This window comes from Blautia sp. XA-2221, assembly GCF_028767025.1.
GTDB lineage: Bacteria > Bacillota > Clostridia > Lachnospirales > Lachnospiraceae > Blautia_A.
This window is the reverse complement of the sequence record NZ_JAJQXX010000001.1, coordinates 314,835-337,472: the sequence shown is the minus strand read 5'-3', so window position 1 is coordinate 337,472 and position 22,638 is coordinate 314,835. Positions and strand designations below refer to the sequence as shown.

Here is a 22,638-nt window from a genome sequence, read left to right as displayed (position 1 = left end):
CCTCCTGACAAAATAACTGAATGCATATTTTCACAAATTTTTGCAAGATTACAATTGCTATCAAATATCCGATAAACAGAAACCGATCCTTAAACGTCATCAGATACAACAGATGTCCTTCACACAGAAAAAACATTAATAGAATATTTTTTCCAAGATCAGAAACACTGTGCAAACTCTTCAGAAAAATAATTTCACTCGCTTTAAACCCTGCATATAAGCTTATATATACGAAATTACTCTCTTCAAAGAAAAAATCTATATTACGAACTGCCCAGATAAAAAAAACAAAAGAGAGTACTTGATACAGTAAGAAAATTTTAAAAAAGCGTTTATTCCTCATAATCTAAATTCCTGACGTATAATTTTTCTGATATTTTTAATAAATAAAAGCTTAGTAGAACCATTGATAAAATTATGAGCAAGTCTGCTCTGCTCATTGCTTTTAGAAATAGCAAACGACTCAGATAAGAAAACGGATTCCACTGTGACAGCCATTTTCCCACATTAAAGCTCCCCATAATCACCCCGATCAAACCAATGACAGGCGGGATCAGGTAACTTTTTGATATGACATTAAGCAAAAATGAAATATTGATCAACAAAACAATCACTGCGCTACTGCTAAGTATATATGGAGCAGCTATCAATATCACCTTGAATATACCAACTCCCCTGAAAAGCATAAATGGGATTGTGATAAAAAATCCCAGAAAAAAATAAAAATTCATAATCCATATGCAAAATATCCATTTTGAGTAAAAAAGTTTCTTTCCGGAAATCCCTTTTAGCGTAAATAATTTAATTCCATGATTTTCCTGGTCCACATAACAGGAAAAAGTAACAAAAATCGGAATCATGATTGGCAGCACAACTGAAACGAATAAATCTAGTCCTGTGATCCATACCGCCGTCGATGGAATCCCGGACTCTTTCCAGGCAAAATACGATTGAAGCAGCACATTTCCCATACACACGAATAAAATACCATGCAGGAGTCTGTTCGCCTTAAATTTTAAAAATTCTGCTTTGAATAAATGAATCATAGAGCCTCCCATTTATAAATGAAAAAACTTACCGGCAATCCATACAAGAATCCCACCACAAATAACATTATACAGACAGAGAAGTATATTGGTAAAAAGATCCATATTCATACTTATATTTAAAAAATATCCAACTGCCATAAACGGAATATATTTTCCGAAAGAAATCCATTCCTGAAAAAAGACAGGCAGTAACAGTAACGGTATAGAGCACAGAATAGCTAACATTCCATTTTCGACCATCAAAAAAATCCCAAACACACAGGCACTGACAAAAAAGTTTCCAAAACATGACATAAGAAAAAACGGAAATGACAAAGCTATATTATTTTGCAGGCCATAATAACAATGGAGCACTGTCCCAAATAATATACAGGATAACAGCTGAGAGATTCCCTGAACAATGCTCACAACAAAAAACTTGGCAAAAATGACTTTGTATTTATTTTTCATTGTCAGCAAAAGTAACTCCCATGTGTGATCATGATACTCTTTTGATAAAACATGATAATCAAGAACAATCGAAAATAATATTGAGAATAAGGTAGAAGTATTGGTAAACCACAAAAGCTTCAGCAGATACGGATCAGTAACTCCATTAACACTTCCTGTAAAAAATTCGATCTCTATCACTGTAAATATAATCTGCATACAAATCAAGATGCTCAAACACAAATGCAGCGTTGTATTTTTCTTCGCTCTGCGAAACTCACCTTGCATTGCCCGTAGCATTAGCATCCACCCCTCTCGCTATTTTTAAAAATATCTTTTCCAAGTTTCTGTTGGCCGCTATTTCGTAAACAGATATCTTTCTTCTTTGTAATTCCCATAGCATATCCGGTATGTCTTTTTTGGAGATTGTTACTTCAAAAAGATTGCGTTCTACCTCAAATGAGAGCTGTGCTTCTTCTAAAAATTGCTTCATTTTTTTCTCATCATCTACTTCCACACAATAACTTAACCCTGATTCATTGTATAATGTTTCCAAAGATCCCTGAAACACCATTTTCCCTTTTTGTATGATGCCAATAACATCGGAAATTTGTTCTAACTCCGCAATATTATGGCTGGAAATAAAAATGGTCTTTCCCTCTATTTTAGATAAATCATATAATAAATTTCTGATTTCTACAATCCCTTCCGGATCTAAACCATTCGTAGGCTCATCCAAAATCAATACCTCTGGATTATTCAAAAAAGCAAATGCAAGTCCTAATCTCTGCTTCATTCCAAAAGAAAACTCACTGACTCTTTTTTGCTTACTATTGCTCAGTCCGACTATATCCAGCACTCTGTCCACTTCTGACACGGGCTGCTCCAATACCTTTTGAATCATTGCTAAATTCTCATATGCCGTTAGATTTTTATAATAACTGGGAGAACTGATAAAAGCGCCAAATGCACGATAATCCTTTCTGATTTCCTGTAATGTTTTCCCTGAAAATTTTATTGTTCCAGAGGATACCGGGGTTAAACCGGTTAGCATTTTCATAGTAGTTGTTTTCCCCGCGCCATTCAACCCAATAAACCCATAAATTTTTCCTGAAGGAATATGAAGGTTGAGATGATCGATAATTTTTTTCTTTCCATATTGTTTGCATACATTTTCCAATACAATATCCATGTGGACCTCCCAATCAACACAAATTTTATTCTCGTTCATACTCGTTATACAAGTAATCCCTGGATGGTAATAATATTATAAAAAAATGAGCCCTTTTACATGAGTAAAAATGGCACATATTCAAACTATCTATTTATAATATAACTTTTGCAAAATCTGTATGGAACAAGATTCAATCTGAAAACTTCACTTTGATGAATGGTTGTCAAATGTCTTTTCGTACAAATGCGGTGTACATTTTCCTCATCACCACAATAAAAAAAGCCAATATTTTTTCATAAAAAAACTCCCCAGAACCAAAGTCCTGAGGAGTTGTAAAATCTTTTGAAATTGTATATCCCGAAACGTTTGATTATCGTTTAGAGAACTGAGAAGGCTTGATTTTACTGGATTCTTGGAATATGGTGTTGCAAACACGTTACAAACGCAGGGCTTCTCATTACTCCTCAGAACACCTCGAAACTACTGCCTTTACACTTTGGAATTACGATAAACATCTGCGTTCATCTTATATTCCTTAAACAAATCACATAGCACCTCTAACGCCTGATAATCCAACGCTGACTTCACGTATCCCGCTGTTGTATCATTTGTCGCTTTCTGCTTATATAGCAATTTTGCATTAGAAGCAATCTTTTTGCGACTCTTACGGATAAAAATCATCTCATTCTGTACAAGATCTTTATATGTATCGTCTGATTCATTTTCCAAATCATATAATTCAAGTTCTGATTCCGGAACTGGAATCATGTGGCTAATTCTTAATGTTCCTTTTAACTCTTTTTCACCAGCAGAATTTTTTACAACTATTCGAATAATAGGTACAATACTCTTCTTTATTACTTTAACAGCTCCAGCTATTTGATAATCCGAATCCTTTGGCGAAGACATTGGCACATAATAATTATATTGTCCAATCTGTAAAACTACTCCCAAATATTTTCTTGTATGTGTTCTAGAATTAATTTTATTGGAATATACGTTTGGAAAATCCTTACGAAGCCATTCCACATACTCATCAGAAACACTATATAGTTTGAATTCTTCCATTCGCATCTCCTTCATTTTTCTTATAGAGAAAATAAGGGAGCTAACGCTCCCTCTTGAGTTTAAAATTCTCCACTTATATGGCAGGAGCTCTCCCGAGTTTAAAATTTTCCACTTATATGGCAGGAACTCTCCCGAGTTTAAAATCTTCCACTTATATGGCAGGAACTCTCCCGAAGATAGATTTCCTATCTATAAATAGTATATACTTTTTTTCTAAAAATAGCAATTCGTTTTCCAAAAAAACTCCCCAGAACCAAAGTCCTGAGGAGTTGTAAAATCTTTTGAAATTGTATATCCCGAAACGTTTGATTATCGTTTAGTGAACTTATAACAACGTATTTAAGCACTTTTCATAGTCTTTGAGTGCTATAGCCGTGTTACGCATTTCTATTTTTATCTATTTTCAAACACTCATAGCCTTTTTATACCTCTGTTCCAACTCTGCCCGTTGCAATGCGATATGTTCAACTATCGAATCTCCATGCTTCTTAAATCCGCTAAATCCAGATCGATATATTGACGCTTCTGCAATCTCGCATTTCTCTCTGATTTCTCGTAATGATTTACGATTTCTGAGTTGTCTAAGTCCTGCTTCCCGGTACTGACGTACACGCTCTAAGCTAATCCCGGACTCTCTGGCAATCTCGGATAATGTCTTACCCTCTTTATAATACCTTCTAATAATCCGTTCCTGTTGATTGTCTGTATAACGTTCTACTATGCCCCATAATTCGCTCTTCCGGTATTCATTGAATATTTTATCAACTGTATCATCTTCAAGGCTGAAATCATCCGATACAGTATCAGCAAGTGACAATTCTTCATCTGCCTTTATTGGAGCATCCAGACTAACAATTTCCTGCATATGTATTTTAATCTTCTGTATCTCAGATAAAGGCAACAGGCTATAATCCGCTATTTCCTCATCCGTAGGCGTGCGTCCGTATGTCTGTTCAAACTCCTGTACGTTTTTCTTGTAACGTGCTATTTTCTGCCTGTATGCACTTGATATTCGCAGTATAGAGCCGCTATTCTCCAAATATCGCTGAACACTCTGCTTAACCCAATACTGGGCGTAGGTCATAAACAAAACATTCTCAGAGCGCTCATAATGTCGGACTGCCTCCCACAATCCGAAATATGTCTCCTGTAATAAATCTTCCTCCGGTTCATAATATGCATATGGCTTTATGAACTTCTTGATTAAAGGAAGATTATTTTCATAAAGTACCTGCATATTTTCCGTTACATGATAACCGTTTTTAATCTGCTCAACAAGTTCCTCGTTACTCATTGCATTAACATCCACCTTCCCATATAATATAGGTAGATGTATCGTGATGGGAAGTCTTAGCATATGGCAGCAGGGCTTCCCTTTTCTTCATTATAGCAGAAAAAGCGGCACAATGGCCGCTCATTCTTTAAATCTCTGTAATCTTATCTTTTCTCTTCCATGATCTCCACCCTTTTATTATACCTTTACTCATGTTCTAATGAGCGATATAGGCGTAAAGCTGAATCGAACAGCTTCAAGCACCATGTACGCCTACTATATTGACCCTTATTTCGGCATTTCAGCCGATACCGGGAAACGGAATTGAACCGTTTAAAATGCACCATGCCCCAGCTGTACTGTTGTTTGTTATCCCTCCCTTAAATACAAATATTCCAATAGCTTATAAACTCGCTTTAATGCATATTCGCTTTGCACCTTGTCCAGTAATTCAACAATCATTTTCTTGTAATCCATTTTCTTTTCCCTCATTCTCTCTAATATAAGGAACCAACACAAAGTCCCTGATAATTTCAAGGGCTTTTTCATCTGTAATTTTGTCCAGCATTTCTTGAATACGCTTTTTATTGTCCATTTTCCGGTTTTTCCTCCCGTCTATGCTTTGCCAATATGTAATGATAAATCTTGAAAAGACAATCCTCATTATCCATATTCTGAATCATTTCAACCGCCAGCTTTTTATAATCTTTATCATTTCCCCCTTCCTCTCGAATTTCCTTGTCTTTTTTTCTCTCTCGAATACTCATGTCATAGATAGCCGTCTGAATATGTTTGATATAGTCAAAAACAACGCTTAAATATACAAGCGAACTTTGTATATTGAAATACTGCACCAGTCCATCATCTAAAGTTTTCGGCTCCTGCATAGATTCCATAGTTTCTTGAACCCCAGTAAGCACAAACGCCGCTTTGTCAAAATCAACATCTAAACACTCCAGTTCCATCAAAATTGTACTTTTTTCATTCAGAATATCTTTAATAATCTCGCTAGCTAAAGAAGTTTCATTGTGCATTATCTTAAATCCTCCTTGATTTTCTGCCGGATAAACCGTATAATCAATGCAAATCCGGCTATTGTGTAGGTGTCCGGGTTACTCTGCCTTTGTTGAGTCTGCCAACTCTTCAAGGGCTTTTTTCATGGATTCCAGTTCTTCAACTACTTTATCGTAAGTAGCCAACATTAACTCATATTGTTCCATAGGAATACAAATACACTTTTGCATAACTCGCTTTCTCCTTATCGTATGTATTTTCCGTATATCTCCATAACAGAATCAGAAACGCCGGATTTATAGACTTTTCGTATATCTGTTATAGTTTCGTCTTTCAGCAACTTCAACCACACTATCAAGTCTTTGCTGCTATTTGCATAGTTACAACAACGCCCGTCAGCGTATTCAATGCGGTATCTCACGCTATAGCCACCTCCTGCACCTGTGACCGCCCAAAGAACCGGGCTTTATATATGACTCCGTCCCCTTTGCTTCCCCAGATTAACTCTGCTCCGAATAATGCTTTGCATCCGTGGACTACTTCATAACCTAAAGCCTTCCAACCGCTCCAAGTATTTACCTCTTCTGTAACGCCTGCTGCTGATCTGGCTCTCTCAATGCGTTTCTGGTTGATTTCCTCAGCCTTGACAGATAACCATGATCTGTGAAGTGCTTCTGCAAATGTAACCTGTACTTTACGGAAAATCTTCCATGCCTTTTTCATTATCAGGCTTAAATTGTACTTCATCTTATGACCTCCTTTGTATTGGAACAAGCCCCGGCAGGCTTTAAACATCTAGCGGCTTTTGCGGCTTCTCAATCTCTCTTATCCTGTTTCCCGGTGTTACGTTGTACTCTTGCTTTCCCTTTCGGTACTCCCGTCCACCTTCGCTTGTTCCTTTGTTTTATCTTATGGTCTTATTATATTGTATCTAGTCGTAGATATCAATAGGCAAACCATACAAATATCTAGTCGTAGATTTGTATATTTTATATCTGGTCGTAGATTGAAAAGTGTGCTATAATATATTCATAATGGAAAAGTTGTATTTATTTTTTAACGCCCCAATTTACTTTAAAAAGAAAGAAGGTATGAATATGCCGGAAAAAAAGACTAAGACCGAGGCACAAATCAGAGCGCAAAAAAAATATATGGAAAATTTTGTTGAAATTAAAGTCAGAATGACCGCCGACAAGCGCACCACCGTACAGGAACACGCTGCCAGTATGGGCGAAAGTGCGACTGCTTTTATTAATCGGGCAATAGATGAGACCATGGAACGGGATTCTAACAAATAACCGTTACAAAAACCGTATAAAATCAACACGTCTATTCTGGTAACGGAATTTTTGCTTGCGTCCTGCTGTCAGATGTGCTATATTGAGAATAGAAAAGGGAAAGCCAGAGACACACGGCCTACCCGACAATACGCAACTTACCTCATATGAAGCCAGCCGTCACTACTGCGAATAGTGGCGGCTATTTCTTTCCCTTGAAGATCGTATAACACAATCCCACAAGAGCGACAATGAATATACCAATCTGAATTGCGTCAGAATATGTAATATACATTGGCATCGCCCTCCTTTCGTCTGGAGGGTTAGCCCCTCCATTTAAAACAGAGGGTAGGCCGCCTTTATGTGCTCTGGTTTCCCATATCGACAATATACCACATATTTTTATATCAGACAAACCTTTTTTGTTTTCAGCGAATTTTTTAAAAGAGCCTTTTTAAATCTTTTGAGTGATTCCGGGTGTTACATCATCTATCCGTTTACCTATATTAGACCCCTAGCCGCCCTATCTCCTGCTGCCATAAGGGCATACAAAAAGGACGGTACACAATGCACCATCCTAATTATTAAAATTATTTACTTTCATATCTCCTAACCAAGCTATAAAATGTTGGTTTCGTTAACCCTGTATCTTTCATGGCTTGTACTGCTGTAATGTCCCCGGCTCTCCATGATGTATAAACACTATCCCAATTATCCGGAAACGTAGCTCTCGGTCTGCCTACATCACGTCCTGTCTTTAGACTTCTGCGCTTTCCAGTCTTTGGATTGATCGGCATCTGCTTTATTCCCTCCGCCTGCCTTTCCTTTATGGTCTTGCGCTCCTGTTCTGCTAATGACGTTAATACCTCAATCAGAATATTATTTATCATCTCAATTATCCATGATTGGCTTTCTGTTTCGCCTATGTCTATCATAGTAGTTGGAATATCCAGCACCTTTAAGCGAATACCATTATCTTTATAGTATTGTAGTTCTTTTAATGTTTCCTCTTTATTACGTCCCAATCTATCAAGGCTTGTAATATAAAGTTCATCACCTTTTACTAATTTCCCTATTCCATTTTTCAAGCTGCTATATCCTTCCCTTTCAAAATCCTTACCAGACTTTTTATCAGAGACTATCATATCTTCTGGTAAATATTTTAACAATGCGGCTTTCTGCCTTGCAAGGTTCTGTCCGTTGGTTGATACTCTTATATATCCAACTTTCTTCATGTTCTTTTCCTCCTGTGTATGGAAATATCTATTTTTATTCAAACGTCTTTAAATATATAAAAATAGTGTATTACAAACACATCAGAAAGTCAATCTTAAAAGTTAAAAAAACTATACATTTACAGACCATTCTAGGAAGTAAGATCAGACAGTCCACCCGGAAAATAGAAAACAGATTTATTCTTAGGCTCAACAGGTTTAAAATAATCGTCCGGGTTTTCTCCTGCTGCTACAAGTTCATTTCTTGCCTTCTCTATCTCCTGCAACACCTCATCCCTAGATAATCCAGATATTTCTACTACATCATCAACAGAAAATAATTCTTCTTGCCCGGTTGCACTTCCTAGCGCCATCCGCAAACCGTTATATGTCATATTTAAAGAAAATCCCTGATTCATAACTCCATCTTGTAACTGCTCTGATAACATCTCTTTGCTAAATCCATACTTTTCATATTTATTTGATAATTTATTCAAAGCTTCATTAAATGTCATTTGCTCAATCCTTTCTCTACGTGTTTATTTTCACGTTATTTTCACTAATAACAACCGTTACAACAAAAGTATCGTGTAAGCCATTAAAGCGGCTAGAACCTTGAAATATCATTACTCTATCTTTAATTTAAAAGATTCCAACCGCCTTATTATTCAGCATTTATTGTGGTATAAATGCTTCTGGTGTCATGCCAATTCTTCTACACCCTACTACTTGTCCATTTATTTTATGAAGTTGACAGTCAACCCACATTCCGAGCTCATACTTAAACACTTCAAAATCTTTCGGCATTAGTTCAATAGTCTGGTTCTTTGCGACTTCAAGCCGGATTCCAGACTTCGAATCAACGGCTATAATCTTACACGCCACTACATTATTGAGTCTTCTGCTTACCTCTGTAATTTGAATATCATCATAATTAAAATTCATCATAAATTTATTTCCTCTCTTTCTTAAATTAAAATTCTGGTTTCTCTGGCTCTGCTGCTCCAATATATCCGGCGTGTCTGGCCGCAATCTCTTCTCGGCTCTGCTGTGGGATGCCTATGTTATTTGTCGGTTCAGCCAATGGGGCTGTTTCTCTCATCTGATAAGCTGCTTTAGCAATAAACATCTTGTTTATTGAAGCTGTATTCGAGTTGGATAAATCATCAACCAAGACACTTTTGCATGTATCTAACCACCTTTTTACAGCTTCAGAGTGTCCAGTAGTGGCTCTATACTCTTTATTTGCCCAATCGGTAAAAGTTGCCCTATTAATACCAACCAAAAAACTAAAACACTCTAGTGTTGGTAAGCGTCCGTATTTAACACATAACTTCACGAATATATCAAACAAACCATCCAACAACTGTATATCATCATTACTAGGTTTTTCTATGTTTTCTCTTATATAAAATATCATCTGTACAAAATTTTTATTTATTATTTTCTGATAATCTGGATTATCCTTTGTCATTTGAAGTTCGTTACAAATAAAATCGTCAGCAAAGCGGAATATTACGTTTTCATATACCTCTATACCTTCTTTAGTTAAAGTAGTGTTGTCTCTCATGTCAATATCACCTCTTTTTTATGTGTTGCCATTATGAACATTGGTTGCCCCTTTCCCTCGAATCACCTTTAAATACTCCCCATTAAATATAGACGGTTTGAACAATAACTTTCTCTTTTCTCCACTATCTGGATTTTGCATAATAATCCCCGGCTTGTAATCCGATGTGTTAATCTTCCTAATCTCCCATCCCTCAAACTGTTTTAAATCCTCTGGCGCAAATATCTGTCGCATAATTGTTTTACTTCTTCTCATTCTGATTCCTCCTATAAATCCTCTCCAGCTCGTCCAGGACATTAAGTACCAACTGCTTTGCAAATTCGCTTTCCGGGAAATTTTCATATTTTTTGAAAAGCACGCCAGCTTCATCAACCACCCGCTGCCAATAATTATCATCTTCTCTGACATCTACAAACTTTCTATGATAATTCACAATATCTGCGTATAATGTCCAATAAGTTGATTCTTTAAAATTCACGCTGTTTGCCTCCTGTTATAGAACTTATGAATCAATCTGTGACAACGTGGACAAAGCGAAACTATTTCTTTAAGTACATCCTCATCACCTAAATGTCGGTATGAAATATGATGCATCTGCAATCCATCCTTGCACTTTGATTCCGGTCTATCGCACATGGCACACTTGTGATTGTCAATTTCTAACCGCTGCTGTCGCTTCTGTTCCCACTCCTTAGAGCGCATATACTTTTTATAAAATTCAGTCTGCAATTTATTAATCACCTCCAACCTAAAACCGTTACAATGAAAAGCCGTTTCTACAAAGGCTACAAACTACAACTACATTCCAAAAGACTTTTATATAACTGTATATTCCTCTTTCCTTATTATTTCCTATAACTCTTTTACTTTATTGTAGAGAATGTAGTAATAGTAAAATATATAGGAAAATCAAGGGTTTGCGCCGCCTACAATCATGCTACATTCTCGTCTACAATCTCAGTCAAACGGTAATTCTGAAAGCTCCGATTCCGATATCTTCATAAAATCATTGCTACAATCTCCCGATTTACCACTACAATCTTTTTCTGGTAACGTGTTTGTAGTCTTTCTTTGAAAACCTCTCTGGCTTCCAAACTCTCCGAATTTTGTAGGGTTCGGTATGCGTTCCCACTCTGGCAGACTCAGAATAATATTGCTAATTTCTGACGCTTGCCATTTTGCCGGACGCCCCTGCTCCCCTAATGCTTTTTGCCATATCTCGATCGCACATGTCCTATGTTTGTCTGACAGATATTCTTGAATAATGCCAATCTTGCCATCATCACTCATGCTCTCCGCCTGTAATTCCTCGGCCTGTTTTCTGCACGACTCTGGCAGCAGTAAAGGCGGTTTTTCTGTTTTATAAATATGAACTGCCTCAGCCCATGCCGCTTTAATATCGTTCATTGCCTCTGGATTAAACAAATTCTTCTTAGGCTCATGCACTCCTGTTTGAACAATTAAGAATCTTCGGTTTCCGGTTTCATCTTGTAGAAAGTCGCTTTTATTTGTGGTTCCTGCAAAAACTGATTGTCGAAGAAAAATGTCTGCTCTGCGCTCATAAGGAACTCGATATTTATCTTGTGTCGCCGTCAAAAACCGTTTCACACTATCAACCCCTCCGGCTGTCCTTGCAAGTGACTTAAGCTCTGCAAGCTCAATAATCCATGAACCCATAAGAGACTGTGCTGCTTTATCTGAATCCAAACTATCAAGAGAATCATTAAACCATCCGTCATTTAAAGCCATAAGTTGAAGAAATGTTGACTTTCCCAACCCCTGCCTGCCTTGAAAAATAACTGTATAATCGAATTTGCACCCCGGATGAAAAATCCTTGCTACCGCTCCAAGCATCCATAAACGCATAACTTGGTATACATACTCTGTATTTTCACATCCCAGATAATCAGGAAGTAATTTTCTTATGTGATTTTTTCCATCCCATTTTAAAGAATTAAGAATATCCCGAACCGGATGGAACCTATTTCGCATTGCTACATTTTTAAGAGCGTCAAAATAATCATTTCTACTGTTTAGCCCATAGTCTGATTGCAAGATAGCAAACAAAGCTGAATCATCAAAGGAACTCCAGGCTCTATAGTTGTTTCTTGAAGTCTCCCACGGCGCACTCCCCATTAAATAAGTCTGTTGAGAAAATTCATCAAATTTTATCTTGCCCTTAAATCTGCTGTCATTGTCCAGCACAATCTCAAAATTCTTTACACTCTGGATCAGCTTTCTACTTTTCTCGTTCCCGTCTTTGTCATATTCGACCTTGTACATCAGCATTTGACGGACATCATCTAAATTTAAGGGTATGCTTTTAGGTATGGGACCACCTGCGGCTATATCTGTAACGACTGTATTTTCTGCTATAAGCCTTTGTAAATCCTCTTTTGTATGATTGCTCATGTAATCTGTAATATCGCCCTTTTCTGGCACATCTGGTGGTATGATGACTCTTGCATGTCCAACTGTATTTATCAGTCCGGCAATTCTGTCAGCGTCCGCACGCCCTGGATTATCATTGTCTCCAAATACAATGATGTTAGAATCTTTTAAATAAGGAAGTATCTCCTGTTTGAATGTTCGCACCGCTCCACAAGTGAAACTAATATAACCATATCTCCATAAAGTGAGACAGTCTTTCTCTCCCTCTGCGTAGCAGATCAGGCTTCCTTCCTTGATTGCCTGCTGAAGCTGTTTAATGCGACCGTTACAAAAAACCGATAGGGATGTATCTGCTCCACTTAAACCGTCAATCCAATCATTATTATTGTCATAATGACCTTGTGGGAATTGTTTCTTGCCGTCTTGGTCTGCAATCCTGTATTTTGTATGAGTATACCTTCGTGTATTGATATTGTGAAAGTCATAGCGTGCCTGTGAATATTTTTCAAGCCAATACTGTTTTTTAGATACTCTCTTCGCTGTTTGTTGCGAAGATTGATAATCTATCCATAGTCCGGCAGCCTTCTTGCATCTGTGATAGATACTTCCGCACACATGGCAATAATGAAGAACCTTTTCATTTTCTAATGTCAGAAATGCACTTTCCGCTTTATCATCATGATATAGGCAACAATATCGAATACCGTTTTTATATGGAATAACCTTTTTACTTTTTGAGCGAATATATCTTTCTGTATCTCGATATTCTTCCTGCGCTGTCATTATCCATCCCACCGCCCTTCAAGCAAGCCTCGAATGTGTTCGGCTTCATCATTCAACCGCTGCATTTGGCTTTCAGCATAACTATAGAAATCTGTATCATAACTGAAATCTCTCTGCATAGCTTCATATTTTTTGTAACGGCGCATAAGGATTTTCTGTTTCTGTTCAAGTGCTTTTTTCTCTGCTTTAGTCATCTTCAGCACCTCCTAGAGCAACGCCCGTAGCTTCATAGAACCCCTGCGGACTGATCAAGTAAGAATAATGCCTGCTGCCCGGATGCTTCCATGCTTTGCCCCATGAGACTACTCCGCTTTGGATCATGACTCGTATTGTCTGCGGATCAGTGTGCATTGCCGCTGCTACCTCAGACACACTTAAATTCGCTTTTTTAAATTTCATCTACTCACCTGCCTCTGCTGACAGTCTGTCAATCCTGCTATATATATCTTGTTCCTGCTCTGCTGACAGTGTTCTAAGTTTTCGGCTCAAGTTTCCATCGTTAATCCCCATATCAGCCGCAATTTTCCACAAAGGAATATTTTTATTTTTTGAATATTCTTTAACAGCATCTCTACGCTTGTCAAAATCACTAAATAACATCTGATTGCTCACAATTATCTCCTTTCTTGAATTGTTGTTGACTTTAGGTAAATCACATGCTATTATGAAATCGAACAAATTTGTTGTTGTTCGTTACAAGAACATCTTAGCACATAATTCTTAATGCGCAGAAAAAATAATAGATTTTGTTCATTTTTCGATATTTCATTATTTTGTTCGTATATAGAGCATTTTTCAAAAAAGGGAGGGTATTCATGGAAACTAAATTCAAAACCTTGCGATTAGAATATCAAGAGGATTTAAAAGACAAAAATCACAAACAAAACTTTACGCAAGAAGATTTATCAAAAGAATTTGAGAAAATAGGATATTACATTTCCCGGCAGAAAATTGGTAAGTTAGAAATTGGCAGTTCAGAAGTTCAAATAACGAAAGAAATTCTGTTAGCTTATCATGATTTTTTTGGCGTTACTACTGATTGGTTGCTAGGTATATCGGAGACTCGTTACGAAAAAGGGGATTTATCACTTGCATCTAAAACTGCCGGTATATCTGAAATAGCAATTAGAAAATTACAGGATTTTTCGCAAGTAGAAAAAGCCATTTTGAATCTATTGATTGAAAACAGCTCTATCCATTATGTAATTGCAGCCGTATATGACTATTACCCGAATCGTTTTGACCAAACAGGGAAAAACATATCTGATAAAGTGGGGTATAAATTCAATCGTTTTTTATCTATGGAGACTTTGCAAAAATTTCTTGATTTTGTTCATTCTGATAAAAAATTTTTTAATATTGTTTTTGAATCACAGTCAAAAGATTTTAAAAACAAAACCGCAACAGTTACTGCCAATATATTAATGGAGACAATGTCTCAAGAAGAATATGAAAATTATCAAAAAATAGGAAAAAAATATGGTTTCTTCTTGCCTGATTATAAAAAGGACGGTGATTAAATGGCACTCCTAAAATGCCCCGAATGTTCCGGGAACGTCTCAGACAAGGCTCCAACCTGTCCGCATTGTGGCTATCCAATGAATACCGTTACCACATCAAAGCCACGTTCTAAACGTCAAAAACGCCCGTCCAGAGCCGCCAACGGTGCAGGCAGTATTTATAATACCGGCAGACCACATAAGCCATTCCGGGCAGTTGCAACACTCGGTTTTGAACTTGATCCAGTCACATACAAGTCCAAACAGATTAGAAAAACCGTAGGATATTATGAAACTCGTGAAGAAGCAGTTGTAGCCCTTGCCAGATTTAAAATAAATCCTCTGGCACTCCCAGAGACAACTACTGTTAGAGAAGTTTATGAGCGTTGGTCTGCAAAGCATTTTGAGAACAAAAAAGACGGCACAATCAAGAAATACAGAGCCGCCTTTAATCTTCTTGTTCCGATATGGGAAAAGCCTTTTACTAATGTGCATCTGGATGAATGGCAGGCTATAGCAGACAACTCAGAGAAGAATGCTCCCACCCTCAAAGACTATAAAATTCTTGTCGGCCAGCTTTATAAATTTGCTATTATGCACGATATTGTAAAGACGGAGCAGGATAAATCCAAATATATTGACCTTTCAAACTTCGGCAATCCAAATGCCAGAAAACGGGAACGCTTTACTTCTGAAGAAATAGAGACTCTATGGGCACTCAAAGACTCGGATATTTATTATACGGTCATTCTCATACTGATTTATACAGGTGTCCGCATATCAGAGCTTCTCGAACTAAGAAAAGAAAATGTAAATCTCATAGAACGGTGGTTTGATGTAACGGCCTCTAAAACTTCTGCCGGAGTTCGCAAAGTTCCAATTGCAGAAAAGGTATATCCGTTCTTTGAATATTGGTATCATTTGAATGGCTGTGAATATCTGTTATCTACACCGGACAGAGCAGGCTTCAAATACAGAAATTATTACGACAGCTATTGGACGCCTCTCATGGATGTTGCCCAGATGGATCACACGCCGCATGATACCCGTCACACCTGTATTTCATTATTGACAGAGGCAGCAGTTGACGAACGACTGATTCAGCAAATTGTAGGGCATAAAGGTGCAAATGTCACACGTTCTGTCTATACTCATGTAGATATGGCCAACCTGTTAGAAGCAGTAAATAAAATATGACCGTTACAAAGAAAGACACAGACATAAAAAACCGCTACCCTCCTACTTTGGGTAACGGTTTTTTGATGCACTTATGCAGAATAACAATCTGTGTTAATATTTTATCTCGGCTTTTTCATACTCGCCCTTGATAAATTCTTCAACATCTTCCAAAGTCCAGAGATGGTCATAATTGGAATCATAACATCCCCAAACAAGAAAGCCTGTGCTTAAATCTTCAACAATATATCCTGTATATGGTTCTCCATTGCAATCTCTGCAAACCGCACCACTACACAAATAATGCTGAAAACCTTTACTTACTCTGTAACCTGCTGCACGAGCTTTATTTTTGATTGTTTTTAATGAATACTTTGACATAATACATACCTCCATAATCTGAAAGCCAATAGTTTCAGTAGGATATATGCTGTCTTGTTTTATACTGTAGTGTTCTGTGCTATTCACTCCTGCGCTGTGCCTTGTAGATGTATTGTAAAGGATAATAAATTAAATTGCAATCATTTTTTATGTGACTTCACTATAATCCTTCTAAGTTCTGCTGTCTTATCGCACTGTATCAGTCTGCTGCACGTCACATCATTTATATATCCCTTTTTTAATTCTATTGTATAGTGCTTGTTCATCCCGTTTATGGTATCAACGTGCATTCTCTGGATCATATCCCGGTATTTTTGTGCCACTTGCCATTTATCAAGTAAAGCCTGCTGTTCCTCTGTAAATTCCTGGTTCAGTTTCTCTCCCAGTCTGCTTTTACCGGATACCAGATCATCACACACAAGGGCATACAGGTATTCATTAACGGACATCTCCAATTTACTGGCCGCCTGCTTTATTCTGTCCTTTTCGCCTTTTGGGAATACAAATAAAATAGAATCATAGTGTTCTTTCCTGTGCCTGTTCTTGTATTCTGTACGGTTCATATTGCACCACCTTTTAATCCTTTTCTCAAGTATATCATAGTCTTATATAAGACACAAGTTTTCACGATTTCATTTTTGGGTGCTATTGAGTGCTATAGACCACTTTTCCGCACAATTTTCAGCAATTTAAGAACATTGCAGGCATAAAGAAAACCCTTGAAAACACTGGACTTTCAAGGGTTTTACTGACTTCTTTAATTGTAGAAAAATTATCGTTTAGAGAACTGCGGAGCTCTACGAGCTGCTTTGAGACCGTATTTCTTACGTTCTTTCATACGTGGATCACGTGTAAGGAATCCAGCAGCTTTCAGAACTGGTCTGTACTCAGCGTCTGCCTGAAGCAGTGCTCTTGCAACGCCGTGTCTGATAGCACCAGCCTGTCCTGTGTATCCGCCGCCTTTTACATTAACGAGAACATCGAATTTGCCCTCTGTTTCTGTAGCAGCCAGTGGCTGACGAACGATAACTTTCAGTGTTTCAAGACCGAAATACTCATCGATATCTCTTTTATTGATTGTGATTTTGCCTGTACCAGGTGTAAGGTAAACTCTTGCGATTGATTTTTTTCTTCTTCCTGTTCCGTAGAATTTTGCGCTAGCCAATGTCTCTTACCTCCTCATTAAAATGTTAAGACTTCCGGTTTCTGAGCCTCATGTTTGTGCTCCGGTCCGGCATAAACGAAAAGTTTCTTGTACATGGTTCTTCCCAGAGGTCCCTTTGGAAGCATACCTTTAACAGCCAGCTCAATAACCTTTTCCGGTTTCTTAGCCATCATTTCTTTTAATGTGGTCTCTTTCATTCCGCCCACATAATCAGAGTGGTGATAATAAATCTTCTGATCCATTTTCTTTCCTGTTACTTTGATCTTGTCAGCGTTTACGATGATCACATAATCACCTGTATCTACATGCGGTGTAAACTGAGGTTTGTTTTTACCTCTTAATACACTTGCAACACCAGATGCCAGACGGCCCAGTGTGCAGCCTTCTGCGTCAACTACATACCATTTTCTCTCGATTTTATCTGGATTAGCCATATAAGTCTGCATGGTTTTACCTCCTGTTAATTATCAACGATTTAATTTGTCTGACCGCGGTATCCCGCGATAATAAATAATTCCTGGTGATCAGTGCAAAATAATCGCGGAAATGTCCGAAACCGCTGATAAAACGCCTTTGCCGGGGCTTTGGCTCAGGAGTTATCGCACTATGTCACATTGGGTAATTGTACTATACGCTTTATGTTCTGTCAATATTTTTTTCCATATTTTTATAGAAAAATGTAAAACAAACAAGGGGATATGGAATAAGTCCCTAAAAGGAGGAAAAGGGGGCTGTGAAAAAACTGGATTGAGTTTTTTCACAGCCCCCCTCATTTTTATTTTGTTATGATGTCATTTAAAATAATTTTTTATCAGAACCTGTATTTCTTTCTCCCGGATATTCCCCTGATCTCCTCATTACTGTCTGACACTGAGCCGAACCAGAGCTCTCTGAAGTTTTGCTTTTGCATTCTTATACTCCTGATCGGTCAGCCCAGTACGCTCCAGAACTGCCTCTGCTCTTTTCTTTGCCGCCTCAGCTCTGGCTTTGTCAATATCTTCCTTCCACTCCCAGGTGGTTGCCAGAAGACTGCATTTACCGTCTATAACAGAAAGCATCCCGCCAATGCAGGCTGCCTCCCGTCTGGTTCCGTCCTCCATGACCACATGGGCCTCTCCCATGCCAAGAGCTGTACAGAAATTGCAGTGACCGGCAAGAATCGCCAGATCACCTGTAATGCTTCTGCACACCACACGGGCTACATTTCCTTCAAACAGAAGACCGTCCGGTGTTCCGATCTGCAATGGAAAGGTGCTCATAAACGGCCTCCTTTACTGTTTCTTTGCCTTTTCAAAAACTTCATCAATAGTGCCTGAGAACAGGAAACAGCTTTCCGGGACATCATCACATTCTCCATCCAGGATCATACGGAATCCTCTCAGAGTTTCCTTCAGCGGAACATATTGTCCAGGCATACCGGTAAACTGCTCTGCCACAGAAAAGCTCTGAGACAGGAATCTCTGGATTTTTCGCGCACGGTTTACAGAAAGCTTATCTTCCTCGGAAAGCTCATCCATACCCATGATGGCGATAATATCCTGAAGCTCTTTATACCGCTGCAGTACCTGCTGCACACGGCGGGCAATTTCATAATGTTCGGTTCCCACTATTTCCGGAGAAAGAATACGGCTGCTGGATTCCAGCGGATCTACAGCCGGGTAAATACCCTGGCTGGCAATATCACGGGAAAGTACTGTAGTTGCATCCAGATGAGAGAACGTAGTTGCCGGAGCCGGGTCTGTCAGGTCATCCGCAGGCACATACACAGCCTGTACGGAAGTAATGGAACCTTTGCGAGTAGATGTGATACGTTCCTGCAAAGCGCCCATTTCTGTAGCCAGGGTAGGCTGATATCCTACTGCTGACGGCATACGTCCAAGCAGGGCGGAAACCTCTGATCCTGCCTGGGTAAAGCGGAAAATATTATCAATGAACAAAAGCACATCCTGATTTTTCACATCACGGAAATACTCAGCCATGGTAAGTCCGGAAAGACCTACACGCATACGGGCTCCCGGCGGTTCGTTCATCTGACCGTAAACCAGAGCTGTTTTGTCAATAACTCCACTTTCCTGCATTTCATTATAAAGATCGTTTCCCTCACGGGTACGCTCACCGACACCGGTAAATACAGAAAGTCCTCCATGGGCAGTGGCAACATTGTGGATAAGTTCCATGATCAGAACTGTTTTTCCCACACCTGCACCGCCAAACAGACCGATTTTTCCACCTTTTGCATAAGGGCAGATCAGATCAACGACCTTGATTCCTGTTTCCAGGATTTCTGTCGCCGGAGTCTGTTCCTCGTAGGACGGCGCCGGACGATGGATTGCCCAGCGTTCCTTGATTTCCGGCTCCGGGCGGTTATCCACCGGTTCACCCAGAAGATTAAAAACACGGCCCAGACACTCTTCACCTACCGGAACCGTAATGGGGCCTCCGGTATCTACTGCCTTCATGCCCCGCACCAGACCGTCTGTGGAGCTCATGGCAATACAGCGGACTGTATTATCACCTATCTGCTGAGCCACCTCCACGATCAGCTTTGCGCCTTTATTATCAACTTCAATGGCATTGAGAAGTGCCGGCAGTTCATCGTGCGCAAAGCGGATGTCCAGAACCGGACCGATGACCTGCACAACTTCGCCAACGTGTTTCTCGCTCATTTATGAATCTCCTCTATTTTTTGTTATCATCCGAAGCATTGCTGTCGTTACTGTTCACTCCGTTCACAATAACTTGCTGCCCGCAGTCAGCTTTACAGCCCCTCCGCACCTGCAACGATCTCTGTAATCTCCTGAGTGATGCTTGCCTGACGGGCCCGGTTATAAAACAGGTTCAGCTGATCGATCATCTCTCCTGCATTTTTTGTGGCTGCATCCATGGCTGTACGTCTGGCTGCCAGTTCACTTGCCAGACTGTCACATACACCGCCGTAGATCAGCCCTGCCAGGTATTCCGGGACAATGGCATCAAACACTTCTGTGCTGCCCGGCTCATAAAGGATCAGATTTCTGACTGTAGATTTTTCTGTTTCTGAACTGTTTTTCAGATCTGTCAGAGGAAGTACGGAAAAAACATCCGGCTGCTGCGAAAGCATGGACACAAAGCTGGTGTAGCAAAGTTCAATATGTCCGAATTCTCCTTCCCGGAATTTTCTGCAGAGAATATCTGCAATTGCAAAACAGTCCCCCACAGAAATATCTGCGATTTCCCCGAATTCTTCTGTAACCATCTCAATTTTCCTTCGGCTGCAATATTCCACAGCCTTTTTTCCTACAGGCAGAACCACATAATCCCGTCCGGCACAGTCCTCTTCCATACATTTGAACAGATTGGCATTATAACCTCCGGCCAGGCCTCGGTCACCGGCAATCACTACATAACAGAATTTTTCACTTCCGGCCTCTGCCGCATACACAGAGCTGAAATCTGTATTATTCACAGCAATGTCCTTCAGTGTATTGTGCAGAGTGTGGAAATAAGGCCGGCAGACCTCAGCCCGCTCTTTTGCCTTACGCAGCTTGGAGGATGCTACAAGTTCCATTGCCTTGGTAATCTGCATGGTACTCTGTACACTTTTAATACGCAGCTTTACCGCTTTCATGTTTGCAGCCATACGGTCTCCTCCTTACTGTTTTGCAGCTTCCATTTCCAGAAAATCCCCTGTAAAATTTTCCAGAGCTTTTTTTAATTTTTCCTCTGTTTCTTTTTCCAGTTTTCCTGTACTGCGGATTTCCTGCATAGCTGCCGCTCCGTCTGCATCAGAATCCAGAAAACTGTACAAGTTTTTCTCGTACCGGCGCACGTCCTCGGTTTTTATATCTTTCAGGACTCCATTGATCACCGCATACAGGATCGCCACCTGTTTTTCCACCGGAACCGGCTCATTCTGATCCTGCTTCAATACTTCTACAATACGCGCTCCCTGCTCCAGACGAGCCTTTGTATCCGCATCCAGATCAGAGCCAAACTGTGCAAAACTCTGCAGCTCACGGTACTGCGAATAAATCAGCTTCAAAGTTCCGGCAACTTTTTTCATTGCCTTTATCTGCGCATTTCCACCAACTCGGGACACGGAAATACCCGGGTTTACAGCCGGCATAACGCCGGAATGGAAAAGTTCTGTTTCCAGGAATATCTGACCGTCTGTAATAGAGATCACATTAGTCGGAATATAAGCTGATACGTCTCCGGCCTGTGTTTCAATAATAGGAAGCGCAGTCAGAGAACCTCCGCCATGCTCGTCATCCAGCTTGGCCGCACGCTCCAGAAGTCTGGAATGAAGATAAAATACATCTCCCGGATAAGCCTCACGTCCCGGAGGACGACGTATCAGAAGAGAAAGCGCACGGTATGCAACCGCATGTTTACTCAGATCATCATAAATGATCAGCACGTGCTTTCCTTTGTTCATAAAGTATTCGCCCATTGTACATCCCGAATACGGCACAATATACTGTAACGGACTTGCCTCGGAAGCAGTAGCAGCTACTACCATGGTATATTCCATGGCTCCGTTTCTGGTAAGTGTTTCTACCAGAGAGGCAACTGTGGATCTCTTCTGTCCAATGGCAACATAGATACAGATCATATCCTTTCCTTTCTGGTTAATGATCGTATCCACTGCCAGCGTTGTTTTTCCGGTCTGACGGTCACCGATGATCAGCTCTCTCTGTCCTCTTCCAATAGGGATCATGGAATCGATTGCCTTAATCCCTGTCTGCAAAGGCTCGTGTACTGAACGTCTTTCGCAGATTCCCGGCGCCGGGCTTTCAATAGCCCTGAATTCTTCTGTTACAACAGGCCCCGCTCCGTCAATAGGCTGTCCCAGAGCATTGACAACACGGCCGATCATAGCTTCTCCCACCGGAACTGACACTACCTTTCCGGTACGTTTCACTGTCTGGCCTTCACCAATATTCTCACCGGAACCAAATAATACAATAGACACACTGTTTTCTTCCAGGTTCTGCGCCATGCCGTAGCTTCCGTCTTCAAATTCCAGAAGCTCTCCTGCCATACAGTTCACAAGTCCGCTGGCTCTGGCAATTCCGTCACCTACCAGCAGAACTGTACCTGTTTCATCCTGTTTGATGGTGTTTTCGTAATATTTGATCTGACTGCGGATGACCCTGGATATCTCTTCAGGTTTTAATTGCATGTTTCCATACC

General features: G+C 39.6%; 32 protein-coding genes. 3 read left to right on the top strand and 29 right to left on the bottom strand.

Annotated features, from left to right (window positions below):
* Positions 1–332: 332 nt before the first annotated feature.
* The 9 genes from LU279_RS01635 to LU279_RS01595 form a co-directional block, all read right to left on the bottom strand.
* Complete coding sequence (locus tag LU279_RS01635) at positions 333–1,046, bottom strand: ABC transporter permease (RefSeq protein ID WP_274420372.1); 714 nt, start codon at positions 1,044–1,046, stop codon at positions 333–335.
* 12 nt (positions 1,047–1,058) lie between these two features.
* Positions 1,059–1,778, bottom strand: a complete 720-nt coding sequence (locus LU279_RS01630; protein WP_274420370.1) for a hypothetical protein — start codon at positions 1,776–1,778, stop codon at positions 1,059–1,061.
* A complete protein-coding gene (locus LU279_RS01625; protein WP_274420368.1) occupies positions 1,756–2,670 on the bottom strand; it encodes an ATP-binding cassette domain-containing protein in 915 nt (304 codons plus the stop codon). The genes LU279_RS01630 and LU279_RS01625 overlap by 23 nt, the downstream gene beginning before the upstream one ends.
* Positions 2,671–3,141: 471 nt before the next feature.
* The gene (locus LU279_RS01620; protein WP_274420366.1) at positions 3,142–3,720 is read right to left on the bottom strand and encodes a type III toxin-antitoxin system ToxN/AbiQ family toxin; all 579 of its coding nucleotides are present in this window, start codon (positions 3,718–3,720) and stop codon (positions 3,142–3,144) included.
* Between the two features lie 403 nt (positions 3,721–4,123).
* Positions 4,124–5,014 (bottom strand): sigma-70 family RNA polymerase sigma factor, encoded by an 891-nt coding sequence (locus LU279_RS01615; RefSeq protein WP_274420364.1) that lies wholly within the window; start codon positions 5,012–5,014, stop codon positions 4,124–4,126.
* Between the two features lie 430 nt (positions 5,015–5,444).
* Positions 5,445–5,588, bottom strand: a complete 144-nt coding sequence (locus LU279_RS01610) for a hypothetical protein (protein ID WP_274420362.1) — start codon at positions 5,586–5,588, stop codon at positions 5,445–5,447.
* Complete coding sequence (locus LU279_RS01605; protein WP_274420360.1) at positions 5,578–6,027, bottom strand: hypothetical protein; 450 nt, start codon at positions 6,025–6,027, stop codon at positions 5,578–5,580. The genes LU279_RS01610 and LU279_RS01605 overlap by 11 nt, the downstream gene beginning before the upstream one ends.
* A 78-nt stretch (positions 6,028–6,105) precedes the next feature.
* Positions 6,106–6,237, bottom strand: a complete 132-nt coding sequence (locus LU279_RS01600; RefSeq protein ID WP_274420358.1) for a hypothetical protein — start codon at positions 6,235–6,237, stop codon at positions 6,106–6,108.
* 187 nt (positions 6,238–6,424) lie between these two features.
* Complete coding sequence (locus tag LU279_RS01595; RefSeq protein WP_274420356.1) at positions 6,425–6,754, bottom strand: hypothetical protein; 330 nt, start codon at positions 6,752–6,754, stop codon at positions 6,425–6,427.
* A 350-nt stretch (positions 6,755–7,104) separates the two neighbouring features.
* Here LU279_RS01595 and LU279_RS01590 point away from each other — a divergent pair, with 350 nt between their 5' ends.
* Positions 7,105–7,305 carry a hypothetical protein gene (locus LU279_RS01590; protein ID WP_274420355.1) on the top strand — a complete coding sequence of 67 codons (201 nt, stop codon included), beginning with the start codon at positions 7,105–7,107 and terminating at the stop codon, positions 7,303–7,305.
* Between the two features lie 181 nt (positions 7,306–7,486).
* Here LU279_RS01590 and LU279_RS13585 read toward each other — a convergent pair whose 3' ends face one another.
* From LU279_RS13585 to LU279_RS01540, 12 genes are all read right to left on the bottom strand, one after another.
* Positions 7,487–7,579, bottom strand: a complete 93-nt coding sequence (locus LU279_RS13585) for a putative holin-like toxin (RefSeq protein WP_442870135.1) — start codon at positions 7,577–7,579, stop codon at positions 7,487–7,489.
* 295 nt (positions 7,580–7,874) lie between these two features.
* Positions 7,875–8,519 (bottom strand): recombinase family protein, encoded by a 645-nt coding sequence (locus tag LU279_RS01585; RefSeq protein ID WP_274420352.1) that lies wholly within the window; start codon positions 8,517–8,519, stop codon positions 7,875–7,877.
* 131 nt (positions 8,520–8,650) lie between these two features.
* Entirely contained in the window at positions 8,651–9,013 is a 363-nt protein-coding gene (locus LU279_RS01580; protein ID WP_274420350.1) for a hypothetical protein, read from the bottom strand.
* A gap of 160 nt (positions 9,014–9,173) precedes the next feature.
* Positions 9,174–9,446 carry a hypothetical protein gene (locus LU279_RS01575; protein WP_274420348.1) on the bottom strand — a complete coding sequence of 91 codons (273 nt, stop codon included), beginning with the start codon at positions 9,444–9,446 and terminating at the stop codon, positions 9,174–9,176.
* 25 nt (positions 9,447–9,471) lie between these two features.
* Complete coding sequence (locus tag LU279_RS01570) at positions 9,472–10,068, bottom strand: hypothetical protein (protein ID WP_274420346.1); 597 nt, start codon at positions 10,066–10,068, stop codon at positions 9,472–9,474.
* Between the two features lie 18 nt (positions 10,069–10,086).
* Positions 10,087–10,323, bottom strand: a complete 237-nt coding sequence (locus tag LU279_RS01565; RefSeq protein WP_274420343.1) for a hypothetical protein — start codon at positions 10,321–10,323, stop codon at positions 10,087–10,089.
* Positions 10,310–10,546, bottom strand: coding sequence for a hypothetical protein (locus LU279_RS01560; RefSeq protein WP_274420342.1), 237 nt, complete (start codon positions 10,544–10,546; stop codon positions 10,310–10,312). The genes LU279_RS01565 and LU279_RS01560 overlap by 14 nt, the downstream gene beginning before the upstream one ends.
* Positions 10,543–10,704 (bottom strand): HNH endonuclease, encoded by a 162-nt coding sequence (locus tag LU279_RS13580; protein ID WP_442870139.1) that lies wholly within the window; start codon positions 10,702–10,704, stop codon positions 10,543–10,545. The genes LU279_RS01560 and LU279_RS13580 overlap by 4 nt, the downstream gene beginning before the upstream one ends.
* A gap of 321 nt (positions 10,705–11,025) precedes the next feature.
* Positions 11,026–13,242, bottom strand: a complete 2,217-nt coding sequence (locus LU279_RS01555; RefSeq protein WP_274420341.1) for a VapE domain-containing protein — start codon at positions 13,240–13,242, stop codon at positions 11,026–11,028.
* Positions 13,242–13,436: a hypothetical protein gene (locus tag LU279_RS01550; protein ID WP_274420339.1), complete on the bottom strand. Its 195-nt coding sequence runs from the start codon at positions 13,434–13,436 to the stop codon at positions 13,242–13,244. The genes LU279_RS01555 and LU279_RS01550 overlap by 1 nt, the downstream gene beginning before the upstream one ends.
* Positions 13,429–13,641: a hypothetical protein gene (locus tag LU279_RS01545; RefSeq protein ID WP_274420337.1), complete on the bottom strand. Its 213-nt coding sequence runs from the start codon at positions 13,639–13,641 to the stop codon at positions 13,429–13,431. Before LU279_RS01545 ends, LU279_RS01550 begins: the two co-directional genes overlap by 8 nt.
* Positions 13,642–13,854, bottom strand: a complete 213-nt coding sequence (locus tag LU279_RS01540) for a hypothetical protein (protein WP_274420335.1) — start codon at positions 13,852–13,854, stop codon at positions 13,642–13,644. It abuts the gene before it with no gap.
* A gap of 203 nt (positions 13,855–14,057) precedes the next feature.
* On the opposite strand from LU279_RS01540, the gene LU279_RS01535 reads away from it, so the two are divergent.
* Together LU279_RS01535 and LU279_RS01530 are read left to right on the top strand one after the other, a co-directional pair.
* Positions 14,058–14,762: a helix-turn-helix domain-containing protein gene (locus tag LU279_RS01535; protein WP_274420333.1), complete on the top strand. Its 705-nt coding sequence runs from the start codon at positions 14,058–14,060 to the stop codon at positions 14,760–14,762.
* Positions 14,763–15,938, top strand: coding sequence for a tyrosine-type recombinase/integrase (locus LU279_RS01530; protein WP_274420331.1), 1,176 nt, complete (start codon positions 14,763–14,765; stop codon positions 15,936–15,938).
* A gap of 93 nt (positions 15,939–16,031) precedes the next feature.
* On the opposite strand, the gene LU279_RS01525 is transcribed toward LU279_RS01530, so the two are convergent.
* The 8 genes from LU279_RS01525 to atpA all read right to left on the bottom strand — a co-directional run bounded on the left by LU279_RS01525 (position 16,032) and on the right by atpA (position 22,627).
* Positions 16,032–16,298: a hypothetical protein gene (locus LU279_RS01525; protein ID WP_274420329.1), complete on the bottom strand. Its 267-nt coding sequence runs from the start codon at positions 16,296–16,298 to the stop codon at positions 16,032–16,034.
* Positions 16,299–16,438: 140 nt separating this feature from the next.
* The gene (locus tag LU279_RS01520) at positions 16,439–16,861 is read right to left on the bottom strand and encodes a hypothetical protein (RefSeq protein WP_274420327.1); all 423 of its coding nucleotides are present in this window, start codon (positions 16,859–16,861) and stop codon (positions 16,439–16,441) included.
* Between the two features lie 209 nt (positions 16,862–17,070).
* Positions 17,071–17,463, bottom strand: a complete 393-nt coding sequence (rpsI, locus tag LU279_RS01515; protein WP_022066861.1) for a 30S ribosomal protein S9 — start codon at positions 17,461–17,463, stop codon at positions 17,071–17,073.
* 17 nt (positions 17,464–17,480) lie between these two features.
* The gene (rplM, locus tag LU279_RS01510) at positions 17,481–17,909 is read right to left on the bottom strand and encodes a 50S ribosomal protein L13 (RefSeq protein ID WP_022066862.1); all 429 of its coding nucleotides are present in this window, start codon (positions 17,907–17,909) and stop codon (positions 17,481–17,483) included.
* 411 nt (positions 17,910–18,320) lie between these two features.
* The gene (gene atpC / locus LU279_RS01505; protein ID WP_274420323.1) at positions 18,321–18,722 is read right to left on the bottom strand and encodes an ATP synthase F1 subunit epsilon; all 402 of its coding nucleotides are present in this window, start codon (positions 18,720–18,722) and stop codon (positions 18,321–18,323) included.
* Positions 18,723–18,734: 12 nt separating this feature from the next.
* Positions 18,735–20,129, bottom strand: coding sequence for a F0F1 ATP synthase subunit beta (gene atpD / locus LU279_RS01500; protein ID WP_274420321.1), 1,395 nt, complete (start codon positions 20,127–20,129; stop codon positions 18,735–18,737).
* A 92-nt stretch (positions 20,130–20,221) separates the two neighbouring features.
* The gene (gene atpG / locus LU279_RS01495) at positions 20,222–21,082 is read right to left on the bottom strand and encodes an ATP synthase F1 subunit gamma (RefSeq protein ID WP_274420319.1); all 861 of its coding nucleotides are present in this window, start codon (positions 21,080–21,082) and stop codon (positions 20,222–20,224) included.
* A 12-nt stretch (positions 21,083–21,094) separates the two neighbouring features.
* Positions 21,095–22,627: a F0F1 ATP synthase subunit alpha gene (atpA, locus tag LU279_RS01490; protein WP_274420317.1), complete on the bottom strand. Its 1,533-nt coding sequence runs from the start codon at positions 22,625–22,627 to the stop codon at positions 21,095–21,097.
* Between the last annotated feature and the right edge of the window lie 11 nt (positions 22,628–22,638).